The 15398-nt window shown below is 40.5% G+C and carries 16 protein-coding genes; 10 read left to right on the top strand and 6 right to left on the bottom strand.

Going from position 1 to position 15398, the window contains the following annotated elements:
* The first annotated feature begins 112 nt into the window (after nucleotides 1-112).
* Genes ACXZ1K_RS17445 through ACXZ1K_RS17430 form a run of 4 tightly spaced genes read left to right on the top strand, consistent with a single transcriptional unit; the run spans nucleotide 113 to nucleotide 2870 of the window.
* Nucleotides 113-505: a DUF4783 domain-containing protein gene (locus ACXZ1K_RS17445; protein WP_458970964.1), complete on the top strand. Its 393-nt coding sequence runs from the start codon at nucleotides 113-115 to the stop codon at nucleotides 503-505.
* A 35-nt stretch (nucleotides 506-540) separates the two neighbouring features.
* Complete coding sequence (nadC, locus tag ACXZ1K_RS17440) at nucleotides 541-1383, top strand: carboxylating nicotinate-nucleotide diphosphorylase (protein ID WP_458970963.1); 843 nt, start codon at nucleotides 541-543, stop codon at nucleotides 1381-1383.
* A 3-nt stretch (nucleotides 1384-1386) separates the two neighbouring features.
* Nucleotides 1387-2034 (top strand): glycerol-3-phosphate 1-O-acyltransferase PlsY, encoded by a 648-nt coding sequence (gene plsY, locus ACXZ1K_RS17435; RefSeq protein WP_458970962.1) that lies wholly within the window; start codon nucleotides 1387-1389, stop codon nucleotides 2032-2034.
* Between the two features lie 8 nt (nucleotides 2035-2042).
* The gene (locus ACXZ1K_RS17430) at nucleotides 2043-2870 is read left to right on the top strand and encodes a M48 family metallopeptidase (protein WP_458970961.1); all 828 of its coding nucleotides are present in this window, start codon (nucleotides 2043-2045) and stop codon (nucleotides 2868-2870) included.
* 144 nt (nucleotides 2871-3014) lie between these two features.
* On the opposite strand, the gene ACXZ1K_RS17425 is transcribed toward ACXZ1K_RS17430, so the two are convergent.
* The 4 genes from ACXZ1K_RS17425 to ACXZ1K_RS17410 form a co-directional block, all read right to left on the bottom strand.
* Nucleotides 3015-4283, bottom strand: coding sequence for an anthranilate synthase component I family protein (locus tag ACXZ1K_RS17425; protein ID WP_458970960.1), 1269 nt, complete (start codon nucleotides 4281-4283; stop codon nucleotides 3015-3017).
* 90 nt (nucleotides 4284-4373) lie between these two features.
* Nucleotides 4374-5651, bottom strand: a complete 1278-nt coding sequence (locus tag ACXZ1K_RS17420; protein ID WP_458970959.1) for an adenylosuccinate synthase — start codon at nucleotides 5649-5651, stop codon at nucleotides 4374-4376.
* A 37-nt stretch (nucleotides 5652-5688) separates the two neighbouring features.
* Nucleotides 5689-6180: a Fur family transcriptional regulator gene (locus ACXZ1K_RS17415; RefSeq protein ID WP_458970958.1), complete on the bottom strand. Its 492-nt coding sequence runs from the start codon at nucleotides 6178-6180 to the stop codon at nucleotides 5689-5691.
* A 63-nt stretch (nucleotides 6181-6243) separates the two neighbouring features.
* Nucleotides 6244-8451 (bottom strand): RelA/SpoT family protein, encoded by a 2208-nt coding sequence (locus ACXZ1K_RS17410; RefSeq protein WP_458970957.1) that lies wholly within the window; start codon nucleotides 8449-8451, stop codon nucleotides 6244-6246.
* Between the two features lie 214 nt (nucleotides 8452-8665).
* Here ACXZ1K_RS17410 and ACXZ1K_RS17405 point away from each other — a divergent pair, with 214 nt between their 5' ends.
* From ACXZ1K_RS17405 to bshB1, 3 genes are read left to right on the top strand one after another with little or no spacing between them, the layout of a single operon-like run.
* The gene (locus ACXZ1K_RS17405; RefSeq protein WP_458970956.1) at nucleotides 8666-9283 is read left to right on the top strand and encodes a DUF4294 domain-containing protein; all 618 of its coding nucleotides are present in this window, start codon (nucleotides 8666-8668) and stop codon (nucleotides 9281-9283) included.
* A gap of 5 nt (nucleotides 9284-9288) precedes the next feature.
* Complete coding sequence (locus ACXZ1K_RS17400; protein WP_458970955.1) at nucleotides 9289-9765, top strand: glutathione peroxidase; 477 nt, start codon at nucleotides 9289-9291, stop codon at nucleotides 9763-9765.
* Between the two features lie 7 nt (nucleotides 9766-9772).
* Nucleotides 9773-10492, top strand: coding sequence for a bacillithiol biosynthesis deacetylase BshB1 (gene bshB1, locus ACXZ1K_RS17395; protein ID WP_458970954.1), 720 nt, complete (start codon nucleotides 9773-9775; stop codon nucleotides 10490-10492).
* Between the two features lie 11 nt (nucleotides 10493-10503).
* Here bshB1 and lat read toward each other — a convergent pair whose 3' ends face one another.
* Nucleotides 10504-11835, bottom strand: coding sequence for an L-lysine 6-transaminase (gene lat / locus ACXZ1K_RS17390; RefSeq protein ID WP_458970953.1), 1332 nt, complete (start codon nucleotides 11833-11835; stop codon nucleotides 10504-10506).
* Between the two features lie 54 nt (nucleotides 11836-11889).
* A complete protein-coding gene (locus ACXZ1K_RS17385) occupies nucleotides 11890-12768 on the bottom strand; it encodes a 1-aminocyclopropane-1-carboxylate deaminase/D-cysteine desulfhydrase (protein ID WP_458970952.1) in 879 nt (292 codons plus the stop codon).
* A 300-nt stretch (nucleotides 12769-13068) separates the two neighbouring features.
* Between ACXZ1K_RS17385 and ACXZ1K_RS17380 the strand changes: the two genes are divergently transcribed.
* The 3 genes from ACXZ1K_RS17380 (at nucleotide 13069) to ACXZ1K_RS17370 (ending at nucleotide 15337) form a co-directional block, all read left to right on the top strand.
* Nucleotides 13069-14100: an RluA family pseudouridine synthase gene (locus ACXZ1K_RS17380; protein ID WP_458970951.1), complete on the top strand. Its 1032-nt coding sequence runs from the start codon at nucleotides 13069-13071 to the stop codon at nucleotides 14098-14100.
* A complete protein-coding gene (locus ACXZ1K_RS17375) occupies nucleotides 14101-14943 on the top strand; it encodes an aminotransferase class IV (protein ID WP_458970950.1) in 843 nt (280 codons plus the stop codon).
* Nucleotides 14944-15127: 184 nt separating this feature from the next.
* Nucleotides 15128-15337 carry a hypothetical protein gene (locus ACXZ1K_RS17370; protein WP_458970949.1) on the top strand — a complete coding sequence of 70 codons (210 nt, stop codon included), beginning with the start codon at nucleotides 15128-15130 and terminating at the stop codon, nucleotides 15335-15337.
* Nucleotides 15338-15398 lie beyond the last annotated feature (61 nt).

Raw genomic sequence — 15398 nt, 5'->3', positions numbered from 1 at the left:
TTAATAATGCAAAGATAAACCTATTCTCCTCTTTTTATGTTAAGAAATCCACTTTAAGATAAGATAAATGGCATAATTTGTGTGCAAGTAGGTTGTTAGTTGTGCAGTGTTTATGAAATCTTTAATAACATTTATTGTTTTGTTTTTTCATTTTCCCGCGTATAACGTCACTCAAGGCGATATTATAGACGATCTATGTGCCAATTTTAAGTCGGCAAGTTCAAAAGAGATCGCATCTAGTTTCTCGCCTACTGTAGACTTAATCATCATTGATGAAGAAGATGTCTACTCTAAAGCACAGGCCGAGCAAATTTTACGTAGTTTTTTTAACAAATATCAGCCAGTAAAGTCCACTGTCATCCATCGCCTTAATACCAATCCAAACTTTCGTTACGGTGCATTATCTCTGGTAACTAAGAACGGCACCTTCCGGGTTTCCATCACTTTAAAAAAATCTGCTAACGTTTTTTTTATTACAGAATTGAAAATAGAGGCCGAGAAATAGCAGCAAAATGCTATTTTTGGATTTAAATTTAAGTTTTGGATAAGCAAATCATAGATCTATTCATAAAAAATGCAGTAGCTGAAGACCTTGGCGATGGCGACCATACTTCACTCTCAACCATTCCTGCAGGCGCAACAGGAAAAGCAAAACTCATTGTAAAAGAAGACGGAATTATTGCAGGTGTTGAGCTTGCACTCCTCATTTTTAATTTTATAGACAGCAAACTTCAGGTGGAAGAATTGATTCACGACGGGCAATCTGTTGTCTATGGGGATATTGCACTAACGGTTTCTGGTAGCGTACACAGCATACTTTTAGCTGAAAGGTTAGTATTAAACTGTATGCAACGAATGAGTGGTATAGCAACCAAAACCAACCAAATTGTTAGGTCACTTTCAGGATACAACACGAAACTTCTGGATACTCGTAAAACAACTCCCGGACTAAGGTTATTGGAAAAGTGGGCGGTCCGGATCGGCGGTGGGGTTAACCACAGAATTGGACTTTACGACATGATATTGATTAAGGACAATCATGTTGATTATGCTGGAGGTATCAGCAATGCGATCCAGGCGGCAAATCTTTATCTAAAGGAAAAGAACAAAAATTTACAAATCGAAATAGAGGTAAGAAACATTTCTGAATTACAAACTGTACTAGAGACTGGAAATGTAAATCGTATCATGCTTGATAATTTTGAACCTTCTGAACTTAAAGCGGCTATTGAATTAATAGACGGCCGGTATATCACTGAAGCATCTGGTGGTATTACTGAGGCCAATATTGTGGAATACGCAGCTTGTGGAGTTGATTTTATATCTATGGGTGCCTTAACCCACTCCGTTAAGAGTTTAGACATGAGCTTAAAAGCCTTCTAGAGTATGATATCAATCTATTCTATTTCAGCCGTTCTTCTAGCCTACTTGTTTGGATCCATTCCAACGGCAGTGTGGCTTGGACAAGCTTTTTATGGAGTAGATGTCAGGGAATACGGTAGCGGTAACGCCGGAGCGACCAACACTTTTCGTGTGTTAGGTAAGAAGGCTGGAATTGCGGTTATGACCATAGATATCGCAAAAGGATACACTGCTACTAAACTTGCCTATTTTATAGGTCTATCGGTAACTGGTCCTCAGCATTCTTCACAATTTATCAATTACGAACTAGCGTTAGGTGTTACCGCGGTCATGGGCCATTTATTCCCGGTATTTGCCGGGTTCAGGGGAGGGAAAGGAGTAGCCACCCTTTTTGGAATGATTTTGGCAGTTAACTTTCCGGCAGCTATGTTTTGCGTTCTTGTTTTTGTTGTAGTGTTGTTGGCCACTAAATATGTTTCATTAAGCTCAATCTGCGCAGGTTTTACCTTTCCGCTCAGCATAATATTCGTATTACAGTCCTCAATTAAGTCAGAAGTACTTTACGGAATGTGTGTTTGTATTTTAATACTCATCACACACCAGAAGAACCTCGAACGATTACTCAAAGGCAAAGAATCAAAAGTTTATCTGTTCAAGAAAAAACTTAGTTAACTAAATCTATGAAAAAGATAATGATTCTCAGCTTGGCTTCTATCAGCTTAGCCATTTCCTCATGTACAACCGTGCCACTAACAGGCCGTAGCCGACTAAATTTGGTCGATGATTCTCAAGTTTTGCCAATGGCTTTTCAGGCATATGGCGAATTTCTTACTGAGAATAGAGCTACAGTATTATCAGCTTCGAGTGCACAAGCCATTCAGGTTAAACGTGTTGGTAACAGCTTAATTAATGCCGTAAAAACTTACATGAATGCCAATAACTATGGTGATCTTATTAAAGATTACCAATGGGAAGTTAACGTGGTCCAGAATAAGGAACTAAATGCATGGTGTATGCCGGGTGGTAAGATTGTAGTCTACACTGGTATCTTACCGGTAACAAAGGATGATGCTGGTCTTGCTACCGTGTTGGGCCATGAAATCGCACATGCTATTGCTGGTCACTCAGCCGAAAGGATGTCGCAACAAATGGTTAGTCAGGGTTTAGGAACATTGGGGAACGTAGCAACCGCTAACAATCCGAAAAGGCAATCTGTTTTTAATACCCTTTATGGTGTAGGAGCCCCTCTAGCGATGTTGAGCTACGGTAGGAACCAGGAACTTGAAGCAGATAGGTTAGGACTTATTTTTATGGCGATGGCTGGTTACAATCCTCAAAATGCAGTTGCCTTCTGGCAAAGAATGTCTTCAGCTTCAGGATCAGGTCAAAAACCACCAGAATTCTTAAGTACACACCCTAGTGATGCAACCCGTATCGGAAGGATACAAAATGCTTTACCTGAAGCACAGAAATATTATAAATCAAGCACCGGGAAACCGATCAAGTAAAATGTAATCCATGTAGTTCGGCCGTCACTTATAATAATTCGGTCGTCCATGCGAGCAGCCGTTCGCGGCGTCATTGCGAGGTATGAAGCAATCTCATCAGGCCCAGGTGATTGCTTCCTACCTCGCAATGACGTTTGTACCTCTTTATTGTTCTAGTGTTCTTATCATTGCGGATGCTTTTAGCAGGCATTCTTCATATTCAGCTTCCGCGTTAGCAGCATAAGTAATTGCGCCACCAACCTGAAATGATAAATAATGCGCTTCAGTATCATACAATAAAGACCTGATAATCACATTAAAATCGAAGTCTCTGGCAGGGTCTATATACCCCATGGCACCAGAATACATCCCTCGTTTACTAAATTCAGCGTCTTCAATTAACTGCATTGCCCTCAACTTAGGCGCACCTGTCATTGATCCCATAGGGAATGCGTTTTTGATCGCATCTATAAAATGAATGCCCTGATCCAGCTCACAGCTTATTGTCGATATCATTTGGTAAACTTGAGGGAATGCATAGATTCCAAAAAGTTCATTAACCACCACACTTCCTTTAACTGCGCTTTTAGTCAGGTCGTTCCTCACCAGGTCTACAATCATTACATTCTCTGATTGCTCTTTAATGTCATGTTTAAGCGCCAGCCTGTTTTGATTATCCTCCACTTCATCAGTACTCCGCTTCGCAGTTCCCTTTATTGGTTGAGAGATCAGTCGATTTCCCCTTTTGCAGAGGAAGCGTTCCGGACTTGCAGATAGAATATATTTTTTATACCATTTAAAATAGCCCGAAAATGGGGTAGGGGAAAGCTCGCTTAGTCTGAGATATACTTCTACTGGCTCTATTTGGGCATGTTCTGCAAAAAACTCCTGACAAAAATTGGTCTCATACACATCACCTCGTAAGATATGTTGTTGTAGTTCCTTTACGGAAGAAAGGTAGGTCTGTTTAGTAATCTTAGGTCTTATTTCAATTGATCCGTTCGGGCTTTGTCCTTCAGAAACCCCTTCCCTTAGCTCTATTTCATTGATAGAAGTTAATAACGCTGTTTCACCAATTATTACGCTCATTTCATCGCCTCTACCGCCAATTAAGTATTCCGGTACAAAGAAGTATAGGTCAGGGAATCCAAGTCGGTCTGGTTTTCCAGAGTGGAGCTGCTCAATTTCATTTTTTAGGTCATAGCTAAGCATTCCAAACATCCATGTTGCATTTTCATCAACAAAGGCTTTCCATGCATCAAAAGCACCACCAATACTAGCCTTAAGTTCTCTTTTTATGCCTGCAGCGATTAAAAAGTCATACTTTCCATAGGGATCACTGTATTGATTGGAGTCCAGATAACAGCAAACATCAAAGCGGTCTGCCCATTTCAGTGCCTTTCTTTTAAACAGATCCAGATCCGGTATTTTCATTGCTTTAGCAAATGTATATAATATGCAGCTATGAGCGGCTACAAAAAAGGCGGCAAATTGCCGCCTCTCTATTGTGCTCGTTGGGAAATTCTAGTTTAAAATTAAAGTCTGTGTCCTATCTGGTCCAACAGATAAATATTTAACAGGAACATCTAATTCTTTTTCAAGGAAAGCAATGTAGTCAGACAGTTGTGAAGGTATTTCATCCACTTTGGTAATCTTGGTTACATCAGTTTTCCAGCCTGCAATCTCTTTCAATACAGGTGTAGGCTGTACAGTTATGATATCGTAAGGCATATAATCAATCGTCTCCCCATTGTGCTCATAATGTGTGCATGCATAGATGGTATCAAAGCCATCCAATACATCTGCCTTCATCATGATCAGTTCAGTTACACCGTTCAGCATAATCGCGTATTTCAAAGCCGGCAAATCAATCCAGCCGCATCTGCGTGCGCGACCAGTTGTTGCACCAAATTCATGACCGACTGAACGTAAAGTCTCACCCACCTCGTTGTCCAGTTCAGTAGGGAAAGGTCCGCCGCCAACACGAGTACAATAAGCTTTAAAGATGCCATATACTGCGCCAACTTTGTTTGGGGCAATCCCTAAACCCGTACATGCACCTGCTGTGGTCGTATTTGATGAAGTTACAAATGGATAGGAGCCGAAATCAACATCAAGCAATGTACCTTGTGCACCCTCTGCCAATACCGTTTTACCGTCTTTAAGGAAACCGTTCACATAGTGCTCACTATCTACATGCGGGATGCTTTTAATAAACTCAATTGCTTCAAAAAATGCAGCTTCTTTTTCAGCAAGTTCGTACTCAAACTTGTAATGAGACAGAAGCTCTTTATGCTTTTCAACAAGCTTGTCGTAACGCTCCCTAAAATCAGGAAGGGTAGTATCACCCACTCTTAATCCATTACGTCCGGTCTTATCCATATATGTAGGCCCTATACCTTTCAATGTAGAACCAATTTTGTTCTTGCCCATTTTCTGCTCATTGGCAGCATCCAGTAACTGGTGGGTAGGAAGGATTAAATGCGCCTTACGGGCAATAACCAATTTACCTTTGGCAATAGGATCATGTCCTGCAGCTTTAAGGTTATCCAGTTCCCTTTTTAAAATGATGGGGTCTATCACCACACCATTACCAATAAGGTTCATGGTTTTTTCATTAAATATTCCTGAAGGAATGGTATTTAGTACAAACTTTTTGCCATCAAACTCTAACGTATGCCCGGCATTCGGACCGCCTTGAAAACGAGCTATCAAATCATATTGCGGACTCAATACGTCAACAATTTTACCCTTGCCTTCATCGCCCCATTGCAGGCCCAGAAGCACGTCTACTTGCGTCATTCTTAAAATTTAATAATAGAAATTTATAATTGGATTTTTAACTCGCATTTTTAATCGCGGTGTTTTGATTGTTCATTGATGCCTTTGCAGCGCAATCAAAGCAAACACCATAAAGGTTTAAGGAATGGTGCTTAATCTCAAACTTAAGCAAGTCACCCACCATACTTTGTATCTGATGCACACGCGGATCGCAGAATTCTACCACTTTACCGCAATCAATACAAATGATATGATCATGCTGATGGTAGCCATAAGATTTTTCAAACTGAGCCATGTTCTTACCAAACTGATGCTTCGTTACCAAATCACAGGAAACCAGCAGCTCCAATGTATTATAAACAGTTGCCCTGCTTACACGGTACTTTTGGTTCTTCATATGGATATAAAGCGTTTCCACATCAAAGTGGTCGTCTCTTGAGTAAATCTCTTCCAGTATGGCAAAACGCTCAGGTGTTTTCCTCAGGCTTTTGTTTTCGAGGTACGCTTCGAATATTTTTCTAACGAGCTCGCTGTTGTGGTTTGTTGACATAGTATTTAAACTCCTTTCAAAGGTATCAATTTTTATATAAAACGCTAATCATTTGTTGGTATTTTAAGCGTCGAACCGGGTTACCGCGGTAACACCTTTTACCAGCAACAAGTTCTCGATCAGCATGTCCAGATGTTCCTTGTCATTTACAAAGATCATTATAGAACCGTCAAAAATCCCATTGTCTGTGTCTACCGTAATAGAACGCATATTTACCTTAAAATCATTTGATATAACTTTTGTAATGTTGTTGATCAGGCCTACATCATCAATTCCTATGATGTGCAAACCTGTTAGAAAAGTTAATTCCTGCTGCTTGTTCCACTTCGCCTTAATGACGCGGTAACCATAATTGGCCATTAGTTGTGCTGCATTAGGGCAACTGGTACGATGTATTTTAATGCCTTCATTTACGGTTACAAAACCAAAAACATCGTCTCCCGGTATCGGATTACAACATGCAGCTAAGGTGTAATCTATTTTTTGCAGGTCCTCACCAATTAGCAGGGTATCATACTCCGGACCCTTTACCTTATTCAGGATGGTCTCAATTTTTTGCTGATCGGTGCTGCCAGATCCCCTGTTCTCTATTTCCTTTTCACTAGCCAGGTAATCTTTTAGGTCTTTCAGCTCAATTTTGCCTTGCGCAACCGAAATAAACAGCTCCTGGGTAGAAGGCAACTTAAAGAAATAGCTGATCTTGTTTAGGTTATCTGTATTGTAGGTGATCTTTAACGATTTTAGTTTTCGTTCTAAAGATTCCTTTCCCATCTCGGCAATCTTACGCTTTTCTTCTTTTAGTGAAGATTTGATCTTTGATTTGGCTTTTGCGGTTACCACGATGTTTAACCAGTCCTCCTTTGGAGTTTGCTTGCCAGAGGTGATGATCTCTACCTGGTCTCCATTCTGAAGTTTATAGGAAAGCGGAACAAGTTTGTGGTTTACCTTTGCGCCAATACACTTGGCTCCAACATCTGTATGGATTTCAAAAGCAAAATCCAATGCAGTAGCACCCAACGGCAATTGTAGCAATGCACCTTTTGGCGTAAAAATGAAGATCTCATCAGAGAATAAGTTCATCTTAAAATCATCCAAAAAGTCAAGCGCGTTGGCTTCAGGGTTGCTTAGCATCTCCCTAACCTTCATGATCCACTGGTCCAGACCATTATCATTACTAGATTCCTTGTATTTCCAATGTGCCGCAAAACCTTTTTCTGCAATTTCGTTCATGCGCTGGGTGCGGATCTGAACTTCCACCCACTGCCCTTTAGGGCCCATTACAGTGGTGTGTAACGATTCGTATCCATTCCCTTTTGGAGATGAAACCCAGTCCCTCAATCTATCGGGATTAGGCCTGTATAAATCGGTAACAATAGAATATGCTTTCCAGCAATCTGCTTTTTCATGCTCAGGCAGGCTGTCCAGGATAATGCGGATGGCAAAAAGATCATAAACCTCCTCAAAAGGAATGTTCTTGCTTTTCATCTTGTTCCATATGGAATGGATCGATTTAGGCCTTCCATAAATATCTGCTACCAAACCTTGTTCTGCAAGAATACCACTAATTGGTTCTACAAAACGTTTAATAAATAAAGTGCGTTCTGCTTTTTTCTCATTAAGCTGCGTAGCAATGTATTTATACGTGTCTGGCTCAAGGTATTTCATGGAAAGATCTTCCAGTTCGGATTTAATCGCGTAGAGACCCAGCCGGTGAGCTAATGGCGCATATAGATATATGGTTTCAGAAGCAATCTTCAGCTGTTTCTGTCTAGGCATAAAATCCATGGTGCGCATGTTGTGCAGGCGGTCGGCCAGCTTAATCAAAATCACCCGTACATCATCAGCAAGCGTCAGCAGCATCTTTCTAAAGTTCTCTGCCTGCAGGGAACTGTTATAGTCGAATACCCCCGATATCTTGGTTAGCCCGTCAATAATTTTGGCTGTTTTTTTTCCAAACTCGCGTTCAATATCTTCCAGGGTAATGTCCGTATCTTCAACTACATCATGGAGCAATGCGCAAACGATAGAGGTGGTGCCCAGGCCAATTTCCTCAGCAGCAATCTGTGCTACCGCTATAGGATGGTAGATGTAAGGCTCACCAGACTTACGGCGCATATTTTTGTGGCTTTCAAGAGCCATATCGAAAGCTTTCCTGATCTCCTTTTTATCCCCACGTTGCATCGTTGGCTTACAGGCACGCAAAAGCGCCCTGTACCTTTTCAGGATCTCTTGCTTTTCTGCTTCTAAATCAATTACCAATGCGTTTTTCATTCAGGCTGTGTTTGTTTTTTCAATATAATGTATTTTATCTTTAACCGAATAGAATCCACACAATAAAACTTAAATAATGCTGTTTTCTAGTATGGTTCTTGTGGTAATTTATTTACGCAAAAAATAAAGCTATTTATTTGTAAAATAATTACATTAGATAGTTAATCAAATCTAAAATGTAAAAATAGCCGTACCTTTACGGGGGTATAAATTTATGAAATTTTATAGGTTTTTTATTCTGCCAATTGTCATTATTGCCAGCACTTCACTGAAGGCGCAGGTAAGTAGTGTGCCTGTAAAAATGCCTGTGCTTGGTAAAAATGATACCATCAGGGTGGCGGGTACTAACGACAATGGCGAAATGATTGCATGGATACCACTTAACGAAGTAGTTATTTTTGGTTACCGGATATTTAAAACTCCCGCAGATCAAGCGGCATTCAATCGCTTAAAATACAATGTGATGAAGGTGATGCCTTATGCGCTCTATGCCAAAAGAAGGTATGAGCAGCTTGAGCAGGAAGTGGCCTCAACTACCGACAAAAAAGAACAAAAGAAATTTGTTAAGCAGTGCGATAAGGAAATCAAAGACATGTTTAACCGCGAGATAAAGGAACTGACCATTACCCAGGGACAAATCCTAACCAAGCTGATAGACAGAGAACTCGGTCGCACTACTTACGATATCGTTAAAGAGACTAAGGGCGGTATTACCGCATTTTTATATCAATCTGTTGCCCGAGTAGTTGGGCACAACCTGAAGAGTACCTACGATCCGAAAACGGATCGGGACATTGAATCCATCATTGTTTCTTCTGGGTTTTATCAATAACAATTATGCCCAATCCCTCAAAAAGTATTCACCAGTTCAAGGTAAAATTGATCAATGGTGTCGAAAAAAATCTTTCCGATTATAAAAATAAAGTACTTCTTGTAGTTAACATTGCCTCTGGATGTGGCTTTGCCCCACAATTGGCTGAATTACAGGAGTTATATAGCGAGTTTAATCCAGATCATTTTGAAGTACTTGGTTTCCCATCTAATGATTTCGGCCGACAAGAGCCTTTAGAAGGATTAGCTATTGCGGATTACTGTACCACTAACCATGGTGTAAAATTTCCATTATTTGAAAAGATCATGATAAGAGGAGCAGCTGCGCATCCGCTTTATCAATTTCTTACCAAAGTCTCCACGCCAAGATGGAATTTTCATAAATACCTTATTAACCGGGATGGAGAAGTGGTAGATTACTTTTTCCCTTTCACCAAGCCTAAATCTTCAAAACTAAAGAAGAAGATTCAAAAATTGCTTTAGCGCCACTATGAAACTAGACATACTTGTACTTGCCGTACACCCGGATGATGCAGAATTGGGTTGTTCCGGAACAATTTTAAAATACGTTGCTGAAGGAAAGAAAGTCGGCATAGTTGATTTTACCAGAGGTGAACTTGGTACCCGAGGCACTGCTGAAACCAGGGACCAAGAAGCAGCTGATTCCGCCAAAATATTGGGAATACATGCCCGCGAAAACCTAAGATTTAAAGACGGTTTTTTTAAAAATGATGAGCAGCACCAGCTCGAAGTGATCAAAATGATCCGTAAGTACCAACCTGAAATCGTGCTCAGTAATGCGCTTGACGATAGGCATCCGGATCATGGAAGGGCAGGAGACCTTGCAAATGATGCTTGTTTTTATTCAGGACTCTCCAAAGTAGAAACATCAATTGACGGGGTAGTTCAAGAAGCCTGGAGACCTTCATTAGTGCTTCAATATATTCAGGATCGTTATATCAAGCCAGACATCATCATAGACATCACACCATTTATTGATGATAAGATAAAATGCATTCAGGCATTCAAAACACAGTTTTATAATCCCGATCAGGAAGAAGGACCCGGCACATACATCTCTTCACCAGAATTTTTTGATAGTGTAATAGCTAGATCGAGAGAGATGGGGAAATCAATAGGAACAACCTACGCCGAAGGTTTTACTTCAAGAAAACTTTTAGGGGTAAACAGCTTATTCAATTTGAAATAAGCGTTTAATTATTAAAGGGAGGGCAAGATTTTTTCCATCACGGCTATGCCTTCATCAATGTGTTTGCTGTCCATGCATAATGCAGGTCTAAAACGTATAGTTTGATTTCCGCAGCCTAAAAACATCACGTTCGTTTCCATGCCTTTTTTGATAAAGGCGTCACGTGTAGTCTTATCAGGGAAATCAAATGCACAAAGCAAACCTTTTCCACGCACATTGCTCATTTGCCCAAACCGTTCACTCAACTTAGTTAGGCTATCCAGAAGATGAGCGCCAACTTTTGCGGCATTGTCGCACAACTGATCTTCCTCAATAATTTGCAAAATCTGAGTAGAACGTACCATATCCACAAGGTTACCGCCCCAGGTAGAATTTATTCTGGACGAAACATTAAAAACATTGCGTTCCACCTCGTCAACCTTATTGCCAACCAAAATTCCGCACACCTGCATCTTTTTGCCAAAAGCAATAATGTCTGGCTGTGCCTGCTCACTGTAGTGCTGGTGACACCAGAATTTACCAGTAAGTCCCACACCGGTCTGCACTTCATCATAAATTAAGAAAGCATCATTGTCGTCAGCTATAGACTTTAACTGTACCAAAAACTCCTCCCTCAAATGGTTGTCGCCTCCCTCAGACTGTATGGGCTCTATGATGATGGCGCAGATGTCATCCTTAAAATCAACAAAGGCTTGCTTAACTTGGGCGATAGATAATTTTTCAGTTTCTGCAGCAAGCTTTAAATTTTGTTCATTTAAAGGGAATTTTACCGCTGGCACGGGAATTCTGGGCCAGTCGAACTTGGCAAACCATTTGGTTTTTTCGGGCGAAGTGTTGGTAAGGCTTAGGGTATAGCCTGTCCTTCCATGAAAAGCACGTTCAAAATGCAGCACTTTAAAACCTTTTTCCTGTTGGTAGCCTTTGCTAAAGTTCATTTGTACCTTCCAGTCCATAGCCACTTTAATTGCATTCTCTACGGCTAATCCGCCGCCCGCAACAAAGAAAGCGTGAGGCAAATAAGAAGGGATTCCTATTTTACCGAAAGTCTCCACAAACTGCGCATACTGTTGGGTGTACACATCAGAATTGGAAGGATTGGCAAGTGCAGCCTGCAAAAGGTTTTTCTTGAAAGCCTCGTCGCCAATCATTTTAGGATGGTTATAACCTAGTGGAACAGAAGCAAAGCAGGTAAAGAAATCAAGTAGCTTGCGCTGGTATTTGGAATCGTAAATATACACACCATCACTTTTTTCCATATCATAAGTGAGGTCAAAACCATCTGCTAAAACATGTTTACTAAGCGTTTCATTAACAAGTTCCGGACTTATATTCAGCTGATACATACTGCTCTAATTTGGTGTCTAGTAAAAGTAATTAAAAAAGAACGGAGACGGTAATTAATCCCGGTACAGTTTGTCTTTCATTCCCATTATACCTAGTAGCCCCCCGGTATGTACTACTACAATCTTTTCATCTTTGCCAAATGTTCCTTTTAGCATCAAATCATCAATGGCAAAAAACATTTTTGCTGTATAAACCGGATCAATTAGCATGCCTTCCTGTGCGACAAAGCCTTTAATATAGGCAATTAACTCGGGCGTAGTCTTAGCGTAGCCGCCAAAATGATAGTCGGTATGCAGAACAAGTTGGTCCAAAGAGCCAGTATATTTTAAAATTTCTTCGGCTATAAAAGCACCACCTTTCAAAACCGGAATTACATGAAGCTGTGTTTTTAAGCCTGCATCCTGTATACCTTTGAGCAATCCGGCTGCGGTAGTTCCGGTGCCTGCGGCACAAAATAAATGATCAATATCTGAGGGCAATTCTGCAATGATCTCTGCACAGCCTTTCACGGCTTCTTTAGAAGCACCGCCTTCATCAACAAAATAGGTTTCTGGGTTTTGGTGAAAATACTTGTCGTACAACAGGTGTTTATTACGGTAGGATTCCCTATCAGTAAAAATCAGCTCCATACCAAACAATTTGCATAGCAAAAGCATCTCATTATCAACAGCTTCACCTCTAACGAAGGCTGTGCTCTTGATGCCTGATCTGGCGCAAGCGGAAGCAGTGGCAACCAAATGGTTGGAATAAGCACCACCGAAAGTAACGATGTGGCCTTTATTTTGATCCTGAACCTGAAGTAAAATGTGTTTGAGTTTGCGCCATTTATTACCCGATATATACGGATCGATTAAATCATCTCTTTTTACCAGTATTTGATGTCTGGAAGGGTGTTTCAATCTTTGTAAGGGGCTAAATACATCAGTTAACATGGTAACAAATATAGCAGCCTTTTTAAGGGAGAAAGAGCGCTTACGGTTTGAAATATATTTTCCTGATCAGATAAGGAAAGAAATTCAACACTATTTTCACGTTTTCAGTAAAGTTTTTCATGTTTAAAATATTTTGGTACAGTAAACGTTGCACATCAAAAAACAGGCCAATTTCTTTTTTTAAATATGTTCTCTGTAAAGATTAGTTTTGCACAATGAAACCGGAGCCCACTATTTAGTTAGAATCAAGCTTTCTAATTGTGGATAACGTTTTCTTAACATTGAGAAAGCAGAAATTTAATGGAAAACATAAAAGGTTACGCAGATCTGGACGATCAGGAACTGTATGAACATTTGAACATTGTTGTAGATAAAGGACAGTCGCTGCTCCGCATTGATAAATTCCTGATGCACCGTGTAGAGAATGCCTCCCGTAACCGCATACAGAATGCAATAGAAGCCGGTAATGTACTGGTTAACAAGAGTACCGTAAAGGCCAGTTATAAAGTAAAACCTGCAGATGAAATTTCAGTGGTATTTCCGCATCCACCACGTGATACTGAAGTTTATCCGGAAGATATCCCACTGGATATCATTTACGAAGACAAGGATTTGCTTGTGGTTAATAAACCTGCAGGTATGGTGGTACACCCGGGCTTTAACAATTACACCGGTACTTTAGTGAACGCGCTTGCCTTTCATTTTGAACAGTTACCGGAGTTGCCGGGTAATGAGGGCAGACCTGGTTTAGTACACCGTATAGATAAAGATACCTCTGGTTTGTTGCTCATTAGCAAAAACGAGATTACCATGACCAAGCTTGCCAAACAATTTTTTGACCACTCCATAACTCGTAAATATGTAGCACTTGCCTGGGGCGATGTCCTTGAAAATGGAACGGTTAGCGGGTATATTGGTCGCAGTTTAAAGAACCGCATCATTATGGATGTTTACGATGATGAAGAAAAAGGTAAGTGGTCGGTAACACATTATACCGTGCTCGAACGTTTAGGCTATGTAACATTAATTAGCTGCCAGCTGGAAACTGGTCGCACACACCAAATCAGGGCACATATGCAGCACATCGGTCACCCATTGTTTAACGATGCCAATTACGGCGGCGATAAGATTGTTAAAGGCACCACCTTTAACAAGTACAAGCAATTTGTGCAGAACACGTTTACGCTAATGCCGCGGCAGGCCCTGCATGCGCAAACTTTGGGCTTTATACATCCAACTACGCAACAGTATATGGAGTTTGAAGCGCCACTTCCGGCAGATTTTGATGCTGCCCTAAATAAATGGAGAAATTACATCGTACAACCCCAGTAAATGCAACAACAATACCTGCTACATAACGGCGAATTTATTTTAACAGATCAGGCTGTACTTACCGCTCAAAACAGGGGCTTTAGGTATGGAGATGGCCTATTTGAAACCATGCGGATATGCAATGGTAAGCTCCAGTTTCCGGAGCAACATGCCGATCGGTTGAGCAATGGCATGAAAGCACTTAAATTGGAAGGTACGGTGTTAATGGACGAGTATTTTTTGAAGCAAAAGGCCACAGATCTGGCACGTAAGAATAAGCTGAAAGACGATGCGCGTTTGCGTCTTTCCGTTTACCGTGCGGGTGGAGGCTTGTATACCCCGGAGCACAATAAGACCGGATATTTATTGGAAGCGACTTCTTTGAGTGATACCGGTTATGAATTGAACAAAAAGGGGCTTATTGTTGATGTTTATGATGAGATTACCAAATCGGCCGATAAGCTTTCCAACTTTAAGACCACCAATTCTTTGCTTTACATCATGGCGGGCCTTTTCAAAAAACAAAATGGACTGGATGATGCATTTATCCTCAACAATGCAGGCTTTCTGTGCGAAAGCATTAGCTCTAACGTATTTGTAGTTTATAATAAGGAGATTTATACTCCCGCGCTTTCAGAAGGTTGCGTGGCAGGAGTAATGCGCAGTGTGGTTACAGGCATTGCCAAACAGAACAATATCCCAATGATTGAAGCGCAGATAAATCCGGAAGTGCTAAAAGAAGCAGATGAAGTTTTCATCACCAATGCGGTTAAAGGCATCCAGTGGGTGATGGGTTATGGACGTAAGCGGTATTTTAATGAAGTATCCAAGTTGATGAGCGCCAAGTTGAATGCTATTGTTTGATATTTGATATTTTTCTAATTTGGCTTGACTCTCTTTCTTTCCGTTTGACTTCTTATGATTTATGAAAGCAAAATTAATTACCTATTTAGGAGTATTGTTATTGCCATAACACTCTGTTGTTCAAGAAACAATTATAAAAGCACCGGGTTCCTTTATCGTAAAAGCTACTGCCTCTTCCAAAGAAATGATTACTGGAAACCTGATGGTCGATGCTTCGGAAACTGCTGACTTAAGGGTATTAAAGATACAGGAAGTAGATAAACTATTCGGAAAGTTGAAAGAAACATCGTTAGTAGCGGAGTCACTCTTAAGCCATGCATTAAAATTTCCACAACAGGAGATTTCTATAAAAATCATCACATCACTGGGAATATGCGTAACCTACCTTTGTTGATTAACGTGAAGCAATAGCAGATATAACACATTTAATAATTTCAGGAAATTCTTTAAAAGTA

The sequence above is a fragment of the Pedobacter jaeyakensis genome (genome assembly GCF_054461315.1).
Note: the sequence above shows the minus strand (reverse complement) of the source record. Positions and strands in the feature narration are given on the sequence as shown.

Bases quoted from the DNA above. Each gene is read 5' to 3' on its own strand.
- ACXZ1K_RS17445 (WP_458970964.1), top strand. From the start codon at position 113: ATGAAATCTTTAATAACATTTATTGTTTTGTTTTTTCATTTTCCCGCG.
- plsY (WP_458970962.1), top strand. From the start codon at position 1,387: ATGATATCAATCTATTCTATTTCAGCCGTTCTTCTAGCCTACTTGTTT.
- ACXZ1K_RS17430 (WP_458970961.1), top strand. From the start codon at position 2,043: ATGAAAAAGATAATGATTCTCAGCTTGGCTTCTATCAGCTTAGCCATT.
- ACXZ1K_RS17425 (WP_458970960.1), bottom strand. From the start codon at position 4,283: ATGAAAATACCGGATCTGGATCTGTTTAAAAGAAAGGCACTGAAATGG.
- ACXZ1K_RS17420 (WP_458970959.1), bottom strand. From the start codon at position 5,651: ATGACGCAAGTAGACGTGCTTCTGGGCCTGCAATGGGGCGATGAAGGC.
- ACXZ1K_RS17415 (WP_458970958.1), bottom strand. From the start codon at position 6,180: ATGTCAACAAACCACAACAGCGAGCTCGTTAGAAAAATATTCGAAGCG.
- ACXZ1K_RS17410 (WP_458970957.1), bottom strand. From the start codon at position 8,451: ATGAAAAACGCATTGGTAATTGATTTAGAAGCAGAAAAGCAAGAGATC.
- ACXZ1K_RS17405 (WP_458970956.1), top strand. From the start codon at position 8,666: ATGAAATTTTATAGGTTTTTTATTCTGCCAATTGTCATTATTGCCAGC.
- ACXZ1K_RS17400 (WP_458970955.1), top strand. From the start codon at position 9,289: ATGCCCAATCCCTCAAAAAGTATTCACCAGTTCAAGGTAAAATTGATC.
- bshB1 (WP_458970954.1), top strand. From the start codon at position 9,773: ATGAAACTAGACATACTTGTACTTGCCGTACACCCGGATGATGCAGAA.
- lat (WP_458970953.1), bottom strand. From the start codon at position 11,835: ATGTATCAGCTGAATATAAGTCCGGAACTTGTTAATGAAACGCTTAGT.
- ACXZ1K_RS17385 (WP_458970952.1), bottom strand. From the start codon at position 12,768: ATGTTAACTGATGTATTTAGCCCCTTACAAAGATTGAAACACCCTTCC.
- ACXZ1K_RS17380 (WP_458970951.1), top strand. From the start codon at position 13,069: ATGGAAAACATAAAAGGTTACGCAGATCTGGACGATCAGGAACTGTAT.
- ACXZ1K_RS17375 (WP_458970950.1), top strand. From the start codon at position 14,101: ATGCAACAACAATACCTGCTACATAACGGCGAATTTATTTTAACAGAT.
- ACXZ1K_RS17370 (WP_458970949.1), top strand. From the start codon at position 15,128: ATGATTACTGGAAACCTGATGGTCGATGCTTCGGAAACTGCTGACTTA.